The organism is Streptomyces sp. NPDC002994, assembly GCF_040611155.1.
Lineage (GTDB): Bacteria > Actinomycetota > Actinomycetes > Streptomycetales > Streptomycetaceae > Streptomyces.
Map to the genome: position 1 here is coordinate 174132 of NZ_JBEXNQ010000014.1, position 16776 is coordinate 190907.

Consider the following 16776-nt stretch of genomic DNA (forward strand, 5'->3'; position numbering starts at 1 on the left):
CGAGCCAGATGCCACAGCCCGAGATCGAGATCCGCTCTCTGCACAAGTCGTTCGGGGACAACCACGTCCTGCGCGGCATCGACCTGGACGTCGCCCGGGGGGACGTGGTGTGCGTCATCGGCCCCTCCGGGTCGGGCAAGTCGACGCTGCTGCGGTGCGTGAATCTGCTGGAGGAGCCGAGCTCGGGCCAGGTCTTCGTCGGCGGCACCGAGGTCACCGACATCGAGGTCGACATCGATGCGGTACGCCGCCGGATCGGCATGGTCTTCCAGCAGTTCAACCTCTTCCCGCACGTGACGGTGACCGAAAACCTTGTCCTGCCCCAGCGGCGGGTGCTGGGCCGGGGCAAGGCCGAGGCCGCCAAGGTCGCCCGGGAGAACCTGGATCGGGTCGGGCTGTCCGACAAGGCCGACGCCTACCCGGCGCAGCTGTCCGGCGGGCAGCAGCAGCGGGTGGCCATCGCCCGGGCGCTGTCCATGGGGCCCGAGGTGATGCTCTTCGACGAGCCCACCTCCGCGCTGGACCCGGAGCTCGTCGGCGACGTACTCGCGGTCATGCGGGTGCTCGCCTCGGAGGGCATGACGATGATGGTCGTCACCCATGAGATGAGCTTCGCCCGGGAGGTCGCCGACCGCGTCGTGTTCATGGACGGCGGGGTGATCGTCGAGGAGGGTCCGGCGGCGCAGGTCGTGGGCGATCCGCGACACGAGCGGACCCGGAACTTCCTGAACCGCATCCTGGACCCGTCCGCCGCCGAGGCACCCGGCTCGGAGCCCGGCGCGGGCGGGCCCGCGAAGGACTGACCCCGCGGGCGCGTGGCTCGTCGGGCTCAGCGGGCCGTCGGGTAGCAGTGCGCAGGGGCCGGTGGGATGTCCAGGTCCGGGCGCCAGGCGCGCAGTGCCGCCGCCGACGGCGCGAAGAGGTCCTTGGGTACGCCGTCGTCCGTCCCGAACCACTCCCATCGCACGATCTTGTGCGGTTCGGTGACGCGCGGCGTGCCCGTGGCGCTCTCCAGCACCGCCGCGGCCGTGACGCGGGTGACGCCGCGGGCGCCGTCCATCAGTACGGCGACGATGCGCACCCCGGCGGCGTCGGCGCGCAGGGAGGTCTCCTCCGCCAGCTCGCGCACGGCGGCCTCCTCGAAGCTCTCACCGGGGTCGACCTTGCCGCCGGGCAGCTCCCAGCGCCCGTCGTGCCCGAGCCCGAGCAGGATGCGGTCGCCGGGGCCGACGACGATGACGCCGACGCCGGTCAGACCGTTCGGGGTGGGGAAGGCCCGCTCGGGGCGCTCGGCCGTGGCCGTCATGGGTGGTTTCCTCCTGGGTCTCGAGCCGGTGCGTGCCGCCAACAGAGTGGACCATGAATTCGCACTGCACTCCGCGTCGCGGGCGACTTGGTGATGCCACCAAATCAGGCGGATTTATCCCGTACGGCGCCATCACCAACCGGAAAAGGTCCTTCCGCTTCCATTTCTGGCCGGGAATCCGCCGCCGCCACCACCGGCACCTGCGGCCCCTGGCACTCGCGCAGCCACCGCCGCAGCACCCGGTGCACCTGCTCGGCGCCGGCCAGCTCCTCCCCGTCCGGGACGGGCGCGGAGAGAACGTACGGGGAGAGGAGGAACGGGCGGGCCTGTTCACCGCCGAGGCCACCGTGCGAGCCGATCTGCTCCTCGAAGGCGTGCACGCGGCCGGTCTGCGGATCGTGCCAGGAGTTGACCATGATGTCGGCGACATGGGGGAAACCGGAGGTCCTGCGCACGGCGTCGGCGGCGCCCTTCCCGAACGCCGCGAGCAGCGCCTTGTCACCCGTACCGTCGCCATCGCCATCGCCATCGCCGTCCAGCCGCAGTTCGGCGCCGTCCGCCCCCAGCACCACCGCGCCGTGCTCCTCGCTGCGTACGAGCAGGAAGCCGATGCCGGGGTGATTGGCGAGCGTCGTCAGCAGCGCCGGATGGTGACGGTCGATCTGCTCGCGCGTCGCCCGCCCCGCCACGTCGGGGAACGAGATCAGCCCCAGATTGCCCGATGCCAGCACGACCGGGTCGGTGACGGGCTCCGGGTGCTCGGGCTCCTCCTCGTCGTCGGGCACCGGCCGGTGCAGCGCGGTACGTACGGCGTCGCGTGCCTCCGAGGCGCTGGTGGTACCCGCCGCGCGGCGCGGGACGGGCAGCCCGCACCCCGCCCTCACCAGGTTGGAGAGGGTGAGCCCGTACGCGGCCTTGAAGGTCTCCCCCGGGCTCTGCCCGTGGTCGGACAGGAGCACGATCCGGTACGCGCGCGGCGCGTGCTCGGCGACCTTGGCGATCAGCTCCAGCGACCGGTCGAGCCGCTCCAGGACCTTCAGCGCGTCCGCGCTGTGCGGCCCCGAGTGGTGCGCCACTTCGTCGTACGCGACCAGGTCGGCATAGATGGCGGTGCGTCCGGCGAGCATGTCGCCGAGCACCGACGCGACCACCACGTCCCGCTGCACGACGGTCGCGAAGGCCCGGATGAAGGGGTAGAGCCCGCCCCGCTTCACCCGCGGGCTGTCGCCGCGCAGCCGTGCGCGCGCGGACTGGCCGATCTCCCGGGCGACTTCCGCGACGAAGGAGACGGCGGTACGTACGGCGTTGGCCGGGTCGGAGAAGTACGCGAAGTAACCGGCCCGGGACCGGTTGGACCGGCCGCGCCGGGCGGTGATCGACAGGACGAGGGCGAGCTGGTCGGCACCGCCGCTGAAGAGATTGCCGCGGCTCGCGCCGTCGAAGGTGAGCAGTCCGCCGTCTCCCGTACGGGCGATCGCGCGGCGCTGCATGAGGGCCGCGCTCGCCGGGCGGCTGGAGACGACGACCTCCCGGGTCTCCTTCTCGTACCAGCGGAAGGCGGGGACGTCGTGGTTGGAGCCGTGGAGTATGCCGAGCTGGCTGGCGCCGGTCTGGCTGGACCAGTCGGTACGCCACGGGGTCAGCCGGTGCGTGGGTTCGTCGCCGTCGAGCCACGCCGCGACGGTCGGCATCAGTCCGTCGGCGACCGCCTGGAGCAGCACTTCGTGGCCGACACCGTCGAGCTGCAGGAAGAGCGTGCCGGGCAGTCCGTTGCGCCCGTCGTCGCCGCCCCGTCGGTGGCGGCGGTGGGCGAGTCGGTAGAGCCTGCGCCGGTACGCGGTGTCATCACGTACCGCGAGGGCTCCGGAGGTCGCCGAGGCGACGGCGGACATGACGGCGGCGACGACCACCGCGGTCTCGGGCTCGGCCTCGCCGCGCCCGTCGGGGATGAGGCTGAGCGCGATGAGCAGGAGCGAGCCGTTGAGGAAGAAGACGAGCAGGCCGAGTACGAGTACGGGTACGAGCAGCAGCGCCCGTACGGCCAAGGGCCACACCAGCGCGCCCAGCAGACCGAACGCGCCCGCGCCCCAGACCGCGGTGAGCGCGACACGGGTGATGCTGTCGCCGTCGTCGGCCTTGAGCTGGAAGTCCGGCAGGATGCCGGCGAGCGCCAGCATCGTGAGCGTCGACACCATCCATACCGTGACCACGCGCAGCAGGGCGCTGCCCGCGCTGCGCCATCGCCGTCGGACCACGCCGTCCCCACCTCACGTCCCGGGCCGAACCTGGGGCCCGCTTCCATTCCAGCGTGGCACAGCGGGGCAAAGTGCCCGGTCAGAAGCTGTCAGCAGCCGTCGTAACCGGCCGTCGGCATCGACAGTCTCCGGTGCACGCCGGCCTTCATGGCCGCCGTGTACGTGGGCTCGTCGAGGCCCGCCGTCTCCAGGCGTACGCCCCGGCGCTCGCATTCCGCGGAGAATTCCGGCACGGACGTCAGGGCCCGCTCCAGCACGCGCTCGTTGGGCGCGACGAAGACGTCCACCGTGCCCGCCTCGACGTCCGCCCACAGTGCGCGGTGGTCCGGGGCCATCGCGTAGAAGATCAGCTGCCGTGTGACGACGTAACCCTTGTCGGCGGCCCAGCGTGCGCACATCGCCTGCTGGCGCCGGGTGTCCACCAGGAACGGATCGCTGTCGAGCTCTTCGAGCGGAGTCAGGCTGGCGATGGCCGCCACTCGTACGTCGTCCCGTACGTCGTCCCGTACGTCGTCTCGTACCTCGTCCATGACCTGACCCCCCGTGCTGGCTGCCGCCGCCGACCCTACTCCGATCGTGTCACGGGGAGGAGGCGCGCGATGAGGCGCGCTACGGCCTACGCTCGTACAGGGGGCGCCCCCGGCGATGACTGGCGAGGAGGCCGTTCGTGACGGTGGAGATCACCTGGTGGGGTCACGCCACCTGCACCGTCGCGGACTCCGGGACCCGGGTACTGACCGACCCGCTCTTCACGCGGCGCCTGGCCCATCTGCGCCGCAGGCGCGGTGCGCTGCCGCCGCCCGAGGCCGCCGAGGCCGACGCCGTGCTCGTCTCGCACCTGCACAACGACCATCTGCACCTGCCGTCGCTGGGCCGCCTCGCGCCGGGCACCGCACTGATCGTGCCGCGCGGCGCCCCGCGGGCCGTGCCCGGCCTGCGCAGGCTCTCCGGGCAGGGGCTGCGCGTCACCGAGGTGGAGCCCGGCGACGAGGTACGGGTGAAGGATCTGGTCGTACGGGCGGTTCCGGCGCTGCACGACGGGCGGCGGCTGCCGTTCGGGCCGCACCACGCCCCCGCGCTCGGATACGTCGTCACCGGTGAGGCCCGTACGTACTTCGCCGGGGACACCGGGCTCTTCGACGACATGGCGGACGCCGTCGGGCCGGTCGACGTGGCTCTGCTGCCGGTCGGCGGCTGGGGGCCCTTTCTGGGGCACGGGCATCTGGACGCGCGCCGGGCGGCGCAGGCGCTCGCGCGGATCGCGCCGCGCGCGGCCGTGCCGGTGCACTACGGGACGTACTGGCCGATCGGGATGGACGGGGTCAGGCCGCACGAGTTCCACTCGCCCGGCGACGAGTTCGTACGGCAGGCGGCGCGGATCGCACCGGGCGTGGCGGTGCACCGGCTCGGGCACGGCGAGAGTGTCCGGCCGGAGGCGTGCCGGTGAGCCATGCCTCGCTGATCCAGACGTCACTGATCCAGACGTCACTGATCCAGACGTCACTGATACCGACGGCGCAGGACGTGGTGCGCCAGGTGCCCCCGGAGTCGGCCCAACAGGCGGTCGGCTATCCGGCGCTGTTCCTGCTGGTGGTGCTGGGATCCCTGGTGCCGGTGGTGCCGACGGGGGCGCTGGTGAGTACGGCAGCTGTGGTGGCCTTCCACCACAGCGACCCGCTCGCGCTGCTGGTCGTCTTCGCGCTGGCGTCGTCCGCCGCGTTTCTCGGCGACATGGGTCTGTACTGGCTCGGCCTGCGCGGGATCCGCTCGAAGAACGGATCGCGCCGGCTGGAGGCGCTGCGGGGCCGGGCGACGCCCGAGCGTCTTGAGCAGGCGCGGCGCGGACTCCACGAGCACGGGTCGCGGGTGCTGGTGCTCTCCCGGCTCGTGCCGGCCGGCCGGATTCCGGTGATGGTCGCGTGCCTGCTGTCGAAGATGCCGATGCACCGCTTCGCGAGGGGCGACGTACCGGCGTGCCTCGCCTGGGCGGCGGCGTACCAGCTGATCGGCATCCTCGGCGGCTCCCTCTTCCCCGAGCCGTGGCAGGGCGTCGTGGCGGCGGTGGCGCTGACGCTGCTGATCAGCGGGGCGCCGGCGGTGTGGCGGAGGCTGCGGGGCGCGTAGCTACCCGCTCAGTACGCGCGAGCCGCCGATCGGCAGGTCCCACAGCCGCTCGCGCACTCGCCCCGCCTTCTGCCAGGCCGTTCGTACCCGGGTCAGCGGCTCCAGGACCGGCTCGGCCGAGAGCACGAACGTCCCCCAGTGCATCGGGGCCATCCGCGTCGCGCCGAGATCCTCGCACGCCTGCACGGCCTCCTCCGGATCCGCGTGTACGTCGCTGAGCCACCAGCGGGGGTCGTACGCGCCGATGGGGAGCAACGCCAGGTCGATACCCGGGTAGCGGGCGCCGATCTCCTTGAACCAGTGGCCGTAGCCGGTGTCGCCGGCGAAGTACAGCCGCTGCCCGTAGCCCTGTTGGTCACTGATCACCCAACCGCCCCACAGGGAGCGGCAGGTGTCGGTCAGGGAGCGCTTGCTCCAGTGGTGGGCGGGGACGAAGTCGAAGCGGACACCGCCCAGTTCGGCGCCCTCCCACCAGTCGAGCTCGGTGACCCGGGTGAAGCCGCGGCGCCGGCACCAGCGGGCCAGGCCGGCCGGAACGAAGAGCGGCGTGTCGTGCGGGAGGCGCTTGAGGGTGGGGGCGTCGAGGTGATCGTAGTGGTTGTGGCTGATGACGACGGCGTCGATCTGCGGCAGGTCCTCCCAGCGGACGCCGACGGGCGTGACGCGGGCGGGCGTACCGAGGATCTTCTGTGACCAGACGGGGTCGGTGAGGACGGTGAGCCCACCTATGCGTACGACCCAACTGGCGTGGCCCGCCCAGGTGACGGCGAGGGTGGAGATGTCCGCGGCGGGCAGTGGGGCGGGTTCGTAGGGCACGAGTGCGATGTCACGCAGGCCCTCGGGTCCCGGGCGCAGGGCGCCTTCGCGGGCGAGCCTGGCGAAGGCCTTGACGCCGGGGAGCGGGGTGGTGAGGCGGTCGGCGAACGACCGGGGCCAGGTGCGGATTTCGCCGAGGGGGCGGGGCGGAGCGAGCGTGCCGGGAGCGGCGATGGAGCGTTCTGCCCGCAGCCCGGCCTGCGGCTCGGTCTGCGGCTCGGCCTGCTCCTCGGTCTGCTGCTGCGTCTCCGTCATCGAGAGGGCTCCGTTCGGTGGCGTAAGGCGTAAGCCGATGTGATCAGGCGTCGGGTCGGCGGAGTTCGTCGAAGGCCGTTACGAACGTGCTCAACGCTCGGGCCACGTGCGGCAATTCCAGGGGTTGTGCTGACGTGAGGGACTCCAGACGCTGCTCCGGGGTTGCCCCGAGCAGGGGAGCAGTCGCGATCCGCACGCGCAGCGTGGCCATTTCGTCGCCGAAGCGGTGGCCGCCGGGGACGGGCGCGCCGAGCCGTGCGCTCAAGTACCCCTCCAGCTCCAGGGAGTCGGTGACCTCGCGGGCGGCGAGGCCGGCCCGCAGCGGTCCGAGGTCGGCGTACAGGTGCCGGCCGGCCTGCGGCGGGCGGGCGAGCGCGCCGGAGGCGAGGAGCGTGCGGTGCGCGGCGGCGGCGACGCGCGCGTGCAGTGCGGCGGCGGTCCGGAGCCTGACGGCAACCGGCTCCGGCTCGCCGAGGGCGTACGTCGCCGCCTCGGCGACGGGTCCCGGCACGACGGCGCCGATGGCGGTCAGCAGGTCGAGGGTCCTGTCGTGCAGTGCGGCGCCCTGTGTGGTGAGGGGGCAACGGGCTACGGCGACGGGCCAGCTCGCCGGTGTGTACGCCCCGGCCAGGTCGACCAGGACGGTCACCTGGCCGGGGAACATCTCGGCGGGGCTGACGAACACCGTCTCCTGTGGCCGGTGCAAGGTGTCGCTCCAGGTCTCGTCGCTGATGATGTGGAGGCCCTCGGAGACGGCCGCCTCGCAGACCTCGTGCACGAGTTCGGGCGGGGGGACGGTGGCGGTCGGGTCGTCGGGGACGCAGAGCAGGAGGAGGCGCGGGTCGCCGCCCTCGTCGCGGACCCGTCGTACGGTTTCGAGCAGCGCGAACGGATCGGGTACGCCGCCGCACTCGGCCGGGGTGGGCACGTGGTAGGCGGCGCGGCCGAGCATCGTGGCCTGCGGCACCCACCAGGCGGGGCAGGGCCGGGGCAGCATGACGTCGCCGCCGACGGCCGCCATCAGGGCGAACAGGAGTGGCTGGGCGCCGGAGGCGGCGGCAACGCACCGCGGCTCGACGTGCAGCCCGCGCCGCCACCAGTACGCGGCGGCGGCCCCGCGCAGGGCGTGCCCGCCGCCGGGGGGTTCGGCGTGGGTGCGGCCGGCCGCGGCGGCCAGGACGGCGGACAATTCCGGCAGTACGGGCAGTCCGGGGCTGGGGGCGGGCGGCCCGTACCGGACCTGGCCGCGCCCTTCCTCGCCCGTCCGCTGCATGCGGTCACCTCCACGCCGATCGGCTCGCCGCCCTGTATACGGTTATACGGGTGGTTCACAACCCCCGCTCCCGGGACGCCGTCCACCCGGGGCTCCGCCCCAGCCCCCGGTCCTCAATCGCCGGACGGGCTGTTTCCCCGCCACCGCGACCTGGGGCTCCGCCCAGTGTCCTCAAACGCCGGACGGGCTTGATTTTGCCCCGCGAGCGTCGCTTCCGCGCCGGGCAACCGAACGGCCGGGGCAGCCACGGCTCCGCTGCCGCCGGACGGCCACGGTCTTCGAGCCGCACAGGAAAATCCGGCGCAAGCCGGAAATCTCAGCCCGTCCGGCGATTGAGGACACGCCCGAAGGGCGTCCGGGGGCGGGGCCGAGCCCCGGGGGCATGCGGGGCACACAGGCTTCCGCCCGCGCCCGGCAAACCAGGGTGAGCGGGGCAATCCAGCCCGTCCGGCGTTTGAGGACACCCACGCAGCGCACAGCTCACCGCACGGTGACCCGGTGGCGGACGGCCGCGTCGAACAGGTAGCCCTGGGCGTTGTGCACCGAGACCCGTGGCTGCGTGTTGCCCGCGGTGTCCGTCGCACGCGCCAGGAGCTCCGCCGGGCCCGCATGACGCGGGCGCCAGTCGGCCGACCAGCGCACCCAGCTGTCCCGGTGCGGGGTGTCGCGGAGCCTCGCGGGGCGCCAGTGCGCCCCGCCGTCCGTACTGACCTCCACCCTCCGCACCGCCCCGGCCGCCGACCAGGAGCGGCCGGTCAGGTGGTGGACCCGGGCCGCCTCGAAGACCGCCCCCGCCGCTAACTCGAACGTACTTTTGATCGTCTGCCGGGTGAGCGGGACGCTGCCCTCCGGCGGATACGCCTCGCCGAACAGCCGGTAGAACTGCGTGGTCCACGGCGAGGACAGCGGCGTATCGCTCACCTCGATGTCGCCGAGCCACTTGATCGACGCGATCCCGACCCAGGAGGGAGCGACCACCCGTACCGGGAAGCCGTGGTCGTACGGGAGAGGTTCGCCGTTCATCTCGTAGGCCAGGATCACGTCGTTCATGGCCTTGGCGACCGGGAGCGGTCTGCGCGGCCTGCCGAGGCTGACGCCGCCGGCGACGAAGGCGTCGTCCAGGCCGCGCGGCATCACGTCGACCGCGCGGTCGGTGATGCCGGCGAGCCGTAGGACGTCCGCGAGCCGCACACCGCGCCAGCGGGCGACGCCGATCGCGCCGAGTGTCCAGGGGGTGCCGATGACGGGCTGTCCCTGCTGGGTGTCGAAGTAGTTGCGGCCGTTGCCCGCGCATTCGAGGAAAGCGGTGCGGGTGACCGAGGGCAGGGAGCGCAGTTGCCCGTACGTGAAATCGACCCGGCGGCTGCCGCCGAGCCCGCTCCCCCACACCGTCAGTTTCCAGTCCGACTCACCCAGCCGCGGTGTGGAGGTGTGGTTGCGTACGAAGAAGCGGTCGGCGGGGGTGAGCCGGCCAGTCCCGGCGAAAGCGCTGACGTTCGTCTCGGCGTTGGTGCCGCGGATCGTGAACAGCTCCGGCGGCAGCGGTTTCACGATGCCGGGCGACACGGCGGCCGCAGCGGGCCCGGCGGCGGCCCACTGCGCCGCGACCGGGGCCGCGGCGAACAGTTTCAGCAGATCGCGGCGGCCCACTTGGCCGAGTCTGGAGCGGTCGGGCCCAGGGGTCGTCGCAGTGCTCATCGCGGAACTCCTCACACGTCCGTCGGGAGAAAACGAGAAGACAGGGACGGGTGATCCTAGAGGCGTCCCGCGAGCCGGGCCAGAGTGCTTTCCAGGCCACGCCCCTTGCCCTCGACGACCGCTTCCGCGACCTCCGCCAGCTTGCGGTTCGACCGCTGCGAGATCTGCCGCAGCACCGCGAACGCCTCCTCGCTGTCGCAGCGCAGCACGTGCATCACGATGCCGCTTGCCTGGTCGATGGCGGCGCGCGAGCGCAGCGCCGTCTCCAGTTGGTCGACCTCGGTGAGGGCCTCGCGGTAGCGCCGGTCGCGGACCAGGCCGGCGGTCATCTGCTCGCCGAGGACGCCCACCGGGCCGTACGCCGCGCGCTCCAGGGAGCCGGGGCGGAAACTGTAGAGACTGACGGTGACTTCGATGCCGGTGCGGCAGAAGGGGATGGTCACGCTGGCCCGTACGCCGGAATCAAGCGCCAGGGCCCGGTACTGGGGCCACCGTTCCTCATTCAGCAGGTCTTGCGCGTCCACGGGTTCGCCACGGTCGAGCGCGGTCGGGATCGGCCCGTCGCCCACGGCGAGCTGGACCGAGGCCAACGCGTCCAGGTCGGGATGGGTCGCCGTGGTGCGCCGTTCCGCGCCGCCGTCGGTGATCGTCGCCACGGCGCCGCAGCTGGCGGGGGCGCAGCGCGCGGACTGTTCCGCCAGTTCGGACAGCCGGCGCACGGCTGAATCGGGTTCCGGTCCTTGCACTTCCTGCTCGGAGAGCATGGTGGCGTCCTCCCTTCCTTGTGCGGCTTCCCACCACCCGGTCCGCAAAACCGCTGGACCGGTTAGCTTTCTCGTATGACGCAGACGGACGACTTCGGCGCAGAACTGGCGGATTTCGTCAGACGGGTCGGCGAATTGAGGACAGCCCGCGCCCTGCCGCCCGACGAGCACCTCGCCGTCCTGGATGCGGCGCTCTTCGAACTCCGGCACGTGGCCGACACTTTGTGGCCGAAGTACGAGCAACTGAAGGCAGCCGCCCCCCACGCCTCCTCCCCCGACCGGCAGGAGCGACAGGAGCGGCAGCTGCTCAAGGCCCTGTTCCAGCGGCTGCCGCTGCCGGTGGCCCTGGTGGACAGGGACACCGTCGTACGGCGGATGAACTTCGCCGCGACGGGTCTCACCGGCGTACGCGCCGGATATGCGACGGGGCGCCCGCTGGCGGCGCTGCTGAGCCCCGGGGACCGGGCCGCGTTCCGCTCGCAGGCCGCGGCCGTGGCGCGCGGCGAGGGCGACCGGAGCCTGACCGTCCACCTCCAGCAACGACCGGAGGAACGGCTGCTGGCCACCCTGACCCCGCTGCGCCCGCCGGACGAGCCGCATCCGGCGGTGCTCGTCGTCTTCCAGTCCGGGGTCTCCACCGGCGCCTATCCACTTCCGGGGACCGTCGCGGCGGGCTGGCGGGCGGTGCCGGATCTCTCCGAGTCGACCCGGCACGCGGAGCTTCTTGACCTCGTCGACGCGATGACGACGGAGCTGCTGTCCGTCGCGCCCGGGGACCAGGAGGCGGCTCTGGGGGCCGCGGCGCGGGTCCTGCACGGGCGGTTCGCCGACTGGGTGGTCGCCGACGCCGTCGCCGGGAAGCCGCTCAAGCGCACGCTGGTGCTCGGGCCCGACGCCGCCCCGGGCGACGAGGCGCTCGCGCAGGTGTTGGCCGGGCAGGACCCGGCCGACTGCCCGCTGGTGATGGAGGCCGCCCGCGGCGGGTCCGCAAGCCTCCAGGTGCGGCCGGAGGACACGGCCGGCTTCGGCCGCGACCCGGCGGGCGATCCGGTGCTCGTACGGGCGGACGTCACCTCGCTGCTGTGCGTACCGCTGACGGCGCCGAGCATCGACGGGGCCAGGGCCGGAGCCGGGGCCGGAGCCCCCGGGCCCGTACAGGGGGTGCTCACCCTGTTCCGTACGGGGCCCCGGCGGGCGTTCTCCATGGCGGAGGGCCAGGTCATGGACCTGATGTCACGCCATGCCGGGCTCGCTATGCGGCGTCCCGCAGAGCCTCGTCGCGCAGGCGGGTACAGCAGCGGCTGATCAGCCGGGAGACGTGCATCTGGGAGAGTCCGAGGTCCTCGGCGATGCTGCTCTGCGTCATGTCGCGGAAGAAGCGCATGTAGAGGATCTTCTTCTCGCGGTCGGGAAGCCGGTCGAGGGCCGGCTTGACGGCCTCGCGGTCCACGACGACGTCGAGCGCGCCGTCGGGTTCGCCGAGGGCGTCGCTGAGTGAGTAGCCGTCGCCAGAACCCGGCAGCTGGGCGTCCAGGGACAGCGCGGTGAAGGAGTCGAGTGCCTCCAGCCCGCTGAGGGCTTCCTCCTCGGTCATGCCGGCCTTCTCCGCGATCTCCGCGACGGTGGGGGCACGGCCCGACACGGTCGCGGACAGCTCCTGACTGGCGGCGCGGACGCGGTTGCGGAGGTCCTGGACGCGGCGCGGCACGTGGAGGGTCCACATGTGGTCGCGGAAGTGCCGCTTGATCTCGCCGGTGATGGTCGGCACGGCGTAGCTCTCGAAGGCCGAGCCGTGGTCCGGGTCGTACCGGTCGACGGCCTTGACGAGGCCGAGCGCGGCCACCTGGCGCAGGTCTTCGATGGCCTCGCCGCGGTTACGGAACCGGCCCGCGAGCCGGTCGGCCATCGGCAGCCACGCGTTCACGATCTCCTGGCGGACGGCCTCCCTCTCCTCCCCCTCGGGCATGGCACACAGGCGGCGGAAGGCCTCGGTGGTGTCGGGGGCGTCGTTGTGCGGGTGCGTCCTGCGAACGGTGGTGGTACGCATCTTCGTTGCAACTCCCTGAACGGTGCAGACGGCGGACGGATGTCACCGTGGGGAGGGCTTGCCGGGGCACCGGGACATGACACGCCCGGAGCGCAAACCACCGCTCCCACGGACGTGCCTCCGGTCCGAAGCACATGGAGCTCGTGCCCCGCCTCCCGCACGCCAAACGGGTCAGGTTCTCGGGTGGCCGGTTTCTATCAGCGCGTGCCTGGTACTCGGCACAGTGCTGCCTTTAACCGGCTTCACCGCACGCACCGCACGCACCCCTGGAGGCCTTCATATGAGCACCGACGTCGCCGACCGGATCCTGTCGCGCCTGCGCGAGTGGGGAGTCGAGTGCGTGTTCGGCTATCCGGGTGACGGCATCAACGGCTTGCTGGCGGCCTGGGGACGCGCCGAGGACCAGCCGCGTTTCATCCAGTCCCGGCACGAGGAGATGTCCGCGTTCCAGGCGGTCGGATACGCGAAGTTCGGGAACCGGCTCGGGGTGTGCGCCGCGACGTCCGGTCCCGGGGCGATCCACCTCCTCAACGGCCTGTACGACGCCAAGCTCGACCATGTACCGGTGCTGGCCATCGTCGGCCAGACCGCGCGCAGCGCGATGGGCGGCTCGTACCAGCAGGAGGTCGACCTGCACGCACTGTTCAAGGACGTCGCCTCCGACTTCGTGGAGACGGTGACCGTGCCGGAGCAGCTGCCGAACGTACTGGACCGGGCGATTCGTACGGCGTACGCCCGGCGCTGTCCCACAGCGGTCATCGTGCCGGCGGACGTGCAGGAGCTGGAGTACACGCCGCCGCCGCACGCCTTCAAGATGGTCCCCTCCAGCCTGGACCGCAGCAGCTGGACCGCGATGCCGTCGCCGGACGCGCTGCGGCGGGCGGCGGATGTGCTCAACGCCGGCGACAAGGTGGCGATCCTGGCCGGTCAGGGCGCTGCGGGGGCGCGGGCCGAGGTCGCGGAGGTGGCGGAACTGCTGGGCGCGGGCGTCGCGAAGGCGCTGCTCGGCAAGGACGTGCTGTCCGACGAGCTGCCGTACGTCACGGGCTCGATCGGGCTGCTTGGCACGCGTCCGTCGTACGAGATGATGCGGGACTGCGACACGCTGCTGACGATCGGCTCCAGTTTCCCGTACTCCCAGTTCCTGCCGGAGTTCGGCAAGGCGCGGGCCGTGCAGATCGACATCGATCCGCACATGATCGGGATGCGCTACCCGTACGAGGTGAACCTGGTCGGCGACGCGCGGGCGACGCTGCGCGAACTCGTCCCTCTGCTGCGGCGCCAGGAGTCGCGGGACTGGTTCGACGAGATCTGCGCGAGCGTCGAGCGGTGGACGGAGGTCATGGAGCGGCGGGCCGCGCTGTCCGCCGATCCGGTCAATCCGGAGCAGGTGGCGGCAGAGCTGTCGCGGCTGCTGCCGGAGCACGCGATGGTGACGGCCGACTCGGGCTCGGCCACCAACTGGTTCGCGCGCCATGTGCGGCTGCGCGGCGACATGCGGGCGTCGCTGTCGGGGACGCTGGCGACGATGGGGTGCGGGGTGCCGTACGCGATCGGGGCGAAGTTCGCGCATCCGAACCGGCCCGCGATCGCGCTCGTCGGCGACGGGGCGATGCAGATGAACGGTATGGCGGAGCTGATCTCGGTCGCGAAGTACCGGCACCTGTGGGAGGACCCACGGCTGATCGTGGCCGTCTGGAACAACCGGGATCTGAACCAGGTGACCTGGGAGCTGCGGGCGATGGGCGGCGCCCCGTCCTTCCTGCCGTCGCAGTCGATCCCCGATGTGCCGTACGCGGCGTTCGCCGAGTCGATCGGCCTCGTCGGGATCCGGGTGGAGAAGCCTGAGCAGGTGGAGAGCGCGTGGCGTACCGCGCTGGAGGCGGACCGGCCGGTCGTACTGGACTTCGTCACCGACCCGTCGGTGCCGCCGATCCCGCCGCACGCGACGTGGGACCAGATCGAGGCGACGGCCTCGGCGCTGCTGAAGGGCGACGCGGAGGGGGCTGCGGTGATGAAGCAGGGCCTGAAGTCGAAGCTCCAGGAGTTCCTGCCGGGCAGCCCCCGGCGCGGCGCGGACGACTGAGTCCTCAGCCTGTCCGGCGGTGGCGAGGGCGATTGCCCTTCGCCTCCGTCGGCAGTTCCGTCGGCAATATGAATTCTTCGTAGCGGCCGAGCGCGATGATCACACCCAGCATGAGAACCGGAATGAGTACCGGGATCAGGACGGTTAAGCCCACCATTGGCTCTGTCCTTCCTTGGGACGGCCTTCGTGCCGGGTCACCAGCACAGCGGTACGCAAACCCCCGAAGCTGCCGGAGCTGCCCGAAGCCGCCGGAAACCGGAACAAACACTCCGGGCGCGGCCCGCACCGCCGCCGTTCGAAGCGGTGCGGGCCGCGCCCGGAGACCCATCCCTTTTCCCATGGCCGCTCAGCCGCGCACCGAGTCCCCCGTCCCCCGCGGCTCAAACACCCCACGTCGGCGGATGTTTGCCACCCGCGCCACGGGTACCCGCGCCGGTAGCCAACAGCGCGAGTGAAGAGAGATGAGGCAGACAGCCATGGCCCAGTTCGTGAGGGAAGTCATGACGGCAGGCGTCGCAGCCGTACGGCCCGATGCCTCGCTCGTGGAAGCGGCGCAACTGATGCGCGCGCAGGACATCGGTGATGTGCTCGTGGCGCAGGACAACCAGCTGATCGGTGTGCTCACCGACCGGGACATCGCGCTGCGCGCGGTCGCGGACGGCGTCGACCCCCTCACCGTCAACGCCCAGTCCGTGTGCACACCGGCGCCGGTGTGCATCGGCCCGGACGACGAGGTGTCGACGGCGGTCACCCTGATGCGTCAGCACGCGATCCGGCGGCTCCCCGTCGTCGAGGACGGCCGGCCGCTCGGTGTGGTGAGTATCGGCGACCTCGCGGAGTTCCAGGACCCGCAGTCGGCGCTCGCCGACATCAGCCGGGCCGCACCCAGCCCGGGCCCGGGAACCGGCTCCTGAAGCACACGCAGCACACGCAACACACAGTTCAGGGAAGGAGCACGATGCGGATCGCGTTTCTCGTAGCGCCCCAGGGCGTCGAGCAGGTCGAACTCACCGAGCCCTGGCAGGCGGTGACCGACACGGGTGACACCCCCCGGCTGGTCTCCACGAAGCCGGGCAGGATCCAGGCCTTCAACCACCTCGACAAGGCGGACACCTTCCCCGTCGACCAGGTGGTCGGCGACGCCTCGGTCGAGGAGTACGGCGGCCTGGTACTCCCCGGAGGCGTCGCCAACCCGGACTTCCTGCGCATGGACGAGAAGGCCGTGGCGTTCGTGCGCGCCTTCTTCGACGCGGGCAAGCCGGTCGCGTCCATCTGCCACGGCCCGTGGACGCTCGTCGAGGCGGATGTCGTGCGCGGCAGGACCCTGACCTCGTGGCCCAGTCTGCGTACGGACATCCGCAACGCGGGCGGCACCTGGGTCGACGAGCAGGTGAAGGTCTGTGAGGCCTCCCCCGCCACGCTGATCACCAGCCGCAAGCCGGACGACCTCAAGGCGTTCTGCGCGACGTTCACGGAGGAGTTCGCGCGCGCTTCGAAGCCCTGACCAAGCTTTCAGACGCGGCGCCCCAGCAGAGCGAGCAGCTTGGTCTGTACGTCGGCTCCGGGGGGCGGTTCCACCGGAGCGGCGAACAGACCGCTCTTCTCCAGGTCGGCGGAGTACGGTCCCACTTCGCGCACCGTGAAGTTCACGAGGTCCTCGGGCAGCCGCTCGTCGGCCCCGATCGCCCGCGCCAGGTCCCACGCGTGCACCACGAGGTCGGACACCATCTGCGCGCAGTACGCCGCGCAGGTGGTCTGCCCGTACGACAGCTCCACGGTCCGCTCCAGCGCCCCGGGCGCCGCGAGAGCCTCGCGCGCGTCGGCGGCCGCGCGGTCCCAGACGGCCACCGGGTCGTCGCCCAGCACGTCGCCTTCGATGTCGACCTCATCGATGGTGCGCTGCTCGGTCACCAGGGGCGGTACCCACAGCTGTTCCACGGTCAGATGGTTGACGAGATCGCGCACCGACCAGTCGGTGCAGGGGGTCGGTGCCTGCCACTGGTTCTCGCGTACGGCGTGTACGTGGCCGCCGAAGAGGGCGAGCGCTTCACTGTGGCGCGTGAGGAGCGGGTTCAGGTTCGAGTCCATGGTGTTCATGGTTCACCTTCGGGTACCCGCCGTGCACGTCCTACCAGACATCCCGGAGGGAGCA

The 16776-nt window shown here is 71.9% G+C and carries 16 protein-coding genes; 7 read left to right on the forward strand and 9 right to left on the reverse strand.

From position 1 onward, the window contains the following. Positions 1–8 precede the first annotated feature (8 nt). The gene (locus ABZX79_RS20775; protein WP_355259473.1) at positions 9–803 is read left to right on the forward strand and encodes an amino acid ABC transporter ATP-binding protein; all 795 of its coding nucleotides are present in this window, start codon (positions 9–11) and stop codon (positions 801–803) included. Positions 804–829: 26 nt separating this feature from the next. Here ABZX79_RS20775 and ABZX79_RS20780 read toward each other — a convergent pair whose 3' ends face one another. The 3 genes from ABZX79_RS20780 to ABZX79_RS20790 all read right to left on the reverse strand — a co-directional run bounded on the left by ABZX79_RS20780 (position 830) and on the right by ABZX79_RS20790 (position 4091). Continuing rightward, positions 830–1306: an NUDIX hydrolase gene (locus ABZX79_RS20780; protein WP_355259476.1), complete on the reverse strand. Its 477-nt coding sequence runs from the start codon at positions 1304–1306 to the stop codon at positions 830–832. A 104-nt stretch (positions 1307–1410) separates the two neighbouring features. After that, entirely contained in the window at positions 1411–3561 is a 2151-nt protein-coding gene (locus ABZX79_RS20785; RefSeq protein ID WP_355259479.1) for a phage holin family protein, read from the reverse strand. A gap of 89 nt (positions 3562–3650) precedes the next feature. Beyond that, entirely contained in the window at positions 3651–4091 is a 441-nt protein-coding gene (locus ABZX79_RS20790) for a hypothetical protein (RefSeq protein ID WP_355259482.1), read from the reverse strand. A gap of 137 nt (positions 4092–4228) precedes the next feature. Here ABZX79_RS20790 and ABZX79_RS20795 point away from each other — a divergent pair, with 137 nt between their 5' ends. Together ABZX79_RS20795 and ABZX79_RS20800 are read left to right on the forward strand one after the other, a co-directional pair. After that, a complete protein-coding gene (locus tag ABZX79_RS20795; protein ID WP_355259485.1) occupies positions 4229–5008 on the forward strand; it encodes an MBL fold metallo-hydrolase in 780 nt (259 codons plus the stop codon). 56 nt (positions 5009–5064) lie between these two features. Further along, positions 5065–5685 carry a VTT domain-containing protein gene (locus tag ABZX79_RS20800; protein WP_355259632.1) on the forward strand — a complete coding sequence of 207 codons (621 nt, stop codon included), beginning with the start codon at positions 5065–5067 and terminating at the stop codon, positions 5683–5685. Here the strand turns inward: ABZX79_RS20800 and ABZX79_RS20805 are convergent, their stop codons facing one another. The 4 genes from ABZX79_RS20805 to ABZX79_RS20820 form a co-directional block, all read right to left on the reverse strand. After that, positions 5686–6756 carry an MBL fold metallo-hydrolase gene (locus ABZX79_RS20805; RefSeq protein ID WP_355259488.1) on the reverse strand — a complete coding sequence of 357 codons (1071 nt, stop codon included), beginning with the start codon at positions 6754–6756 and terminating at the stop codon, positions 5686–5688. 43 nt (positions 6757–6799) lie between these two features. Next, positions 6800–8029, reverse strand: a complete 1230-nt coding sequence (locus ABZX79_RS20810) for an aminotransferase class I/II-fold pyridoxal phosphate-dependent enzyme (protein ID WP_355259491.1) — start codon at positions 8027–8029, stop codon at positions 6800–6802. Between the two features lie 480 nt (positions 8030–8509). Next, positions 8510–9727, reverse strand: coding sequence for a sulfite oxidase (locus tag ABZX79_RS20815; protein WP_355259494.1), 1218 nt, complete (start codon positions 9725–9727; stop codon positions 8510–8512). A gap of 56 nt (positions 9728–9783) precedes the next feature. After that, positions 9784–10491 carry an ANTAR domain-containing protein gene (locus ABZX79_RS20820; RefSeq protein WP_355259497.1) on the reverse strand — a complete coding sequence of 236 codons (708 nt, stop codon included), beginning with the start codon at positions 10489–10491 and terminating at the stop codon, positions 9784–9786. Between the two features lie 75 nt (positions 10492–10566). On the opposite strand from ABZX79_RS20820, the gene ABZX79_RS20825 reads away from it, so the two are divergent. Further along, the gene (locus ABZX79_RS20825) at positions 10567–11796 is read left to right on the forward strand and encodes a PAS domain-containing protein (RefSeq protein WP_355259500.1); all 1230 of its coding nucleotides are present in this window, start codon (positions 10567–10569) and stop codon (positions 11794–11796) included. Here the strand turns inward: ABZX79_RS20825 and ABZX79_RS20830 are convergent. Next, positions 11744–12538 carry an RNA polymerase sigma factor SigF gene (locus ABZX79_RS20830; RefSeq protein WP_355259503.1) on the reverse strand — a complete coding sequence of 265 codons (795 nt, stop codon included), beginning with the start codon at positions 12536–12538 and terminating at the stop codon, positions 11744–11746. The two genes, ABZX79_RS20825 and ABZX79_RS20830, sit on opposite strands and share 53 nt — an antisense overlap. A gap of 280 nt (positions 12539–12818) precedes the next feature. Here ABZX79_RS20830 and ABZX79_RS20835 point away from each other — a divergent pair, with 280 nt between their 5' ends. From ABZX79_RS20835 to ABZX79_RS20845, 3 genes are all read left to right on the forward strand, one after another. Then, positions 12819–14624: a thiamine pyrophosphate-requiring protein gene (locus ABZX79_RS20835; protein ID WP_355259507.1), complete on the forward strand. Its 1806-nt coding sequence runs from the start codon at positions 12819–12821 to the stop codon at positions 14622–14624. 476 nt (positions 14625–15100) lie between these two features. After that, positions 15101–15538 carry a CBS domain-containing protein gene (locus ABZX79_RS20840; RefSeq protein ID WP_355259510.1) on the forward strand — a complete coding sequence of 146 codons (438 nt, stop codon included), beginning with the start codon at positions 15101–15103 and terminating at the stop codon, positions 15536–15538. A 44-nt stretch (positions 15539–15582) separates the two neighbouring features. After that, positions 15583–16128: a type 1 glutamine amidotransferase domain-containing protein gene (locus tag ABZX79_RS20845; protein ID WP_355259513.1), complete on the forward strand. Its 546-nt coding sequence runs from the start codon at positions 15583–15585 to the stop codon at positions 16126–16128. 8 nt (positions 16129–16136) lie between these two features. Here the strand turns inward: ABZX79_RS20845 and ABZX79_RS20850 are convergent, their stop codons facing one another. Next, a complete protein-coding gene (locus ABZX79_RS20850; protein WP_355259635.1) occupies positions 16137–16712 on the reverse strand; it encodes a TIGR03086 family metal-binding protein in 576 nt (191 codons plus the stop codon). Between the last annotated feature and the right edge of the window lie 64 nt (positions 16713–16776).

Excerpts from the sequence above, each read along its gene's own strand:
- ABZX79_RS20775 (WP_355259473.1), top strand. The coding sequence starts at position 9 with ATGCCACAGCCCGAGATCGAGATCCGCTCTCTGCACAAGTCGTTCGGG.
- ABZX79_RS20780 (WP_355259476.1), bottom strand. The coding sequence starts at position 1,306 with ATGACGGCCACGGCCGAGCGCCCCGAGCGGGCCTTCCCCACCCCGAAC.
- ABZX79_RS20790 (WP_355259482.1), bottom strand. The coding sequence starts at position 4,091 with ATGGACGAGGTACGAGACGACGTACGGGACGACGTACGGGACGACGTA.
- ABZX79_RS20805 (WP_355259488.1), bottom strand. The coding sequence starts at position 6,756 with ATGACGGAGACGCAGCAGCAGACCGAGGAGCAGGCCGAGCCGCAGACC.
- ABZX79_RS20810 (WP_355259491.1), bottom strand. The coding sequence starts at position 8,029 with ATGCAGCGGACGGGCGAGGAAGGGCGCGGCCAGGTCCGGTACGGGCCG.
- ABZX79_RS20815 (WP_355259494.1), bottom strand. The coding sequence starts at position 9,727 with ATGAGCACTGCGACGACCCCTGGGCCCGACCGCTCCAGACTCGGCCAA.
- ABZX79_RS20820 (WP_355259497.1), bottom strand. The coding sequence starts at position 10,491 with ATGCTCTCCGAGCAGGAAGTGCAAGGACCGGAACCCGATTCAGCCGTG.
- ABZX79_RS20825 (WP_355259500.1), top strand. The coding sequence starts at position 10,567 with ATGACGCAGACGGACGACTTCGGCGCAGAACTGGCGGATTTCGTCAGA.
- ABZX79_RS20830 (WP_355259503.1), bottom strand. The coding sequence starts at position 12,538 with ATGCGTACCACCACCGTTCGCAGGACGCACCCGCACAACGACGCCCCC.
- ABZX79_RS20835 (WP_355259507.1), top strand. The coding sequence starts at position 12,819 with ATGAGCACCGACGTCGCCGACCGGATCCTGTCGCGCCTGCGCGAGTGG.
- ABZX79_RS20840 (WP_355259510.1), top strand. The coding sequence starts at position 15,101 with ATGGCCCAGTTCGTGAGGGAAGTCATGACGGCAGGCGTCGCAGCCGTA.
- ABZX79_RS20845 (WP_355259513.1), top strand. The coding sequence starts at position 15,583 with ATGCGGATCGCGTTTCTCGTAGCGCCCCAGGGCGTCGAGCAGGTCGAA.
- ABZX79_RS20850 (WP_355259635.1), bottom strand. The coding sequence starts at position 16,712 with ATGGACTCGAACCTGAACCCGCTCCTCACGCGCCACAGTGAAGCGCTC.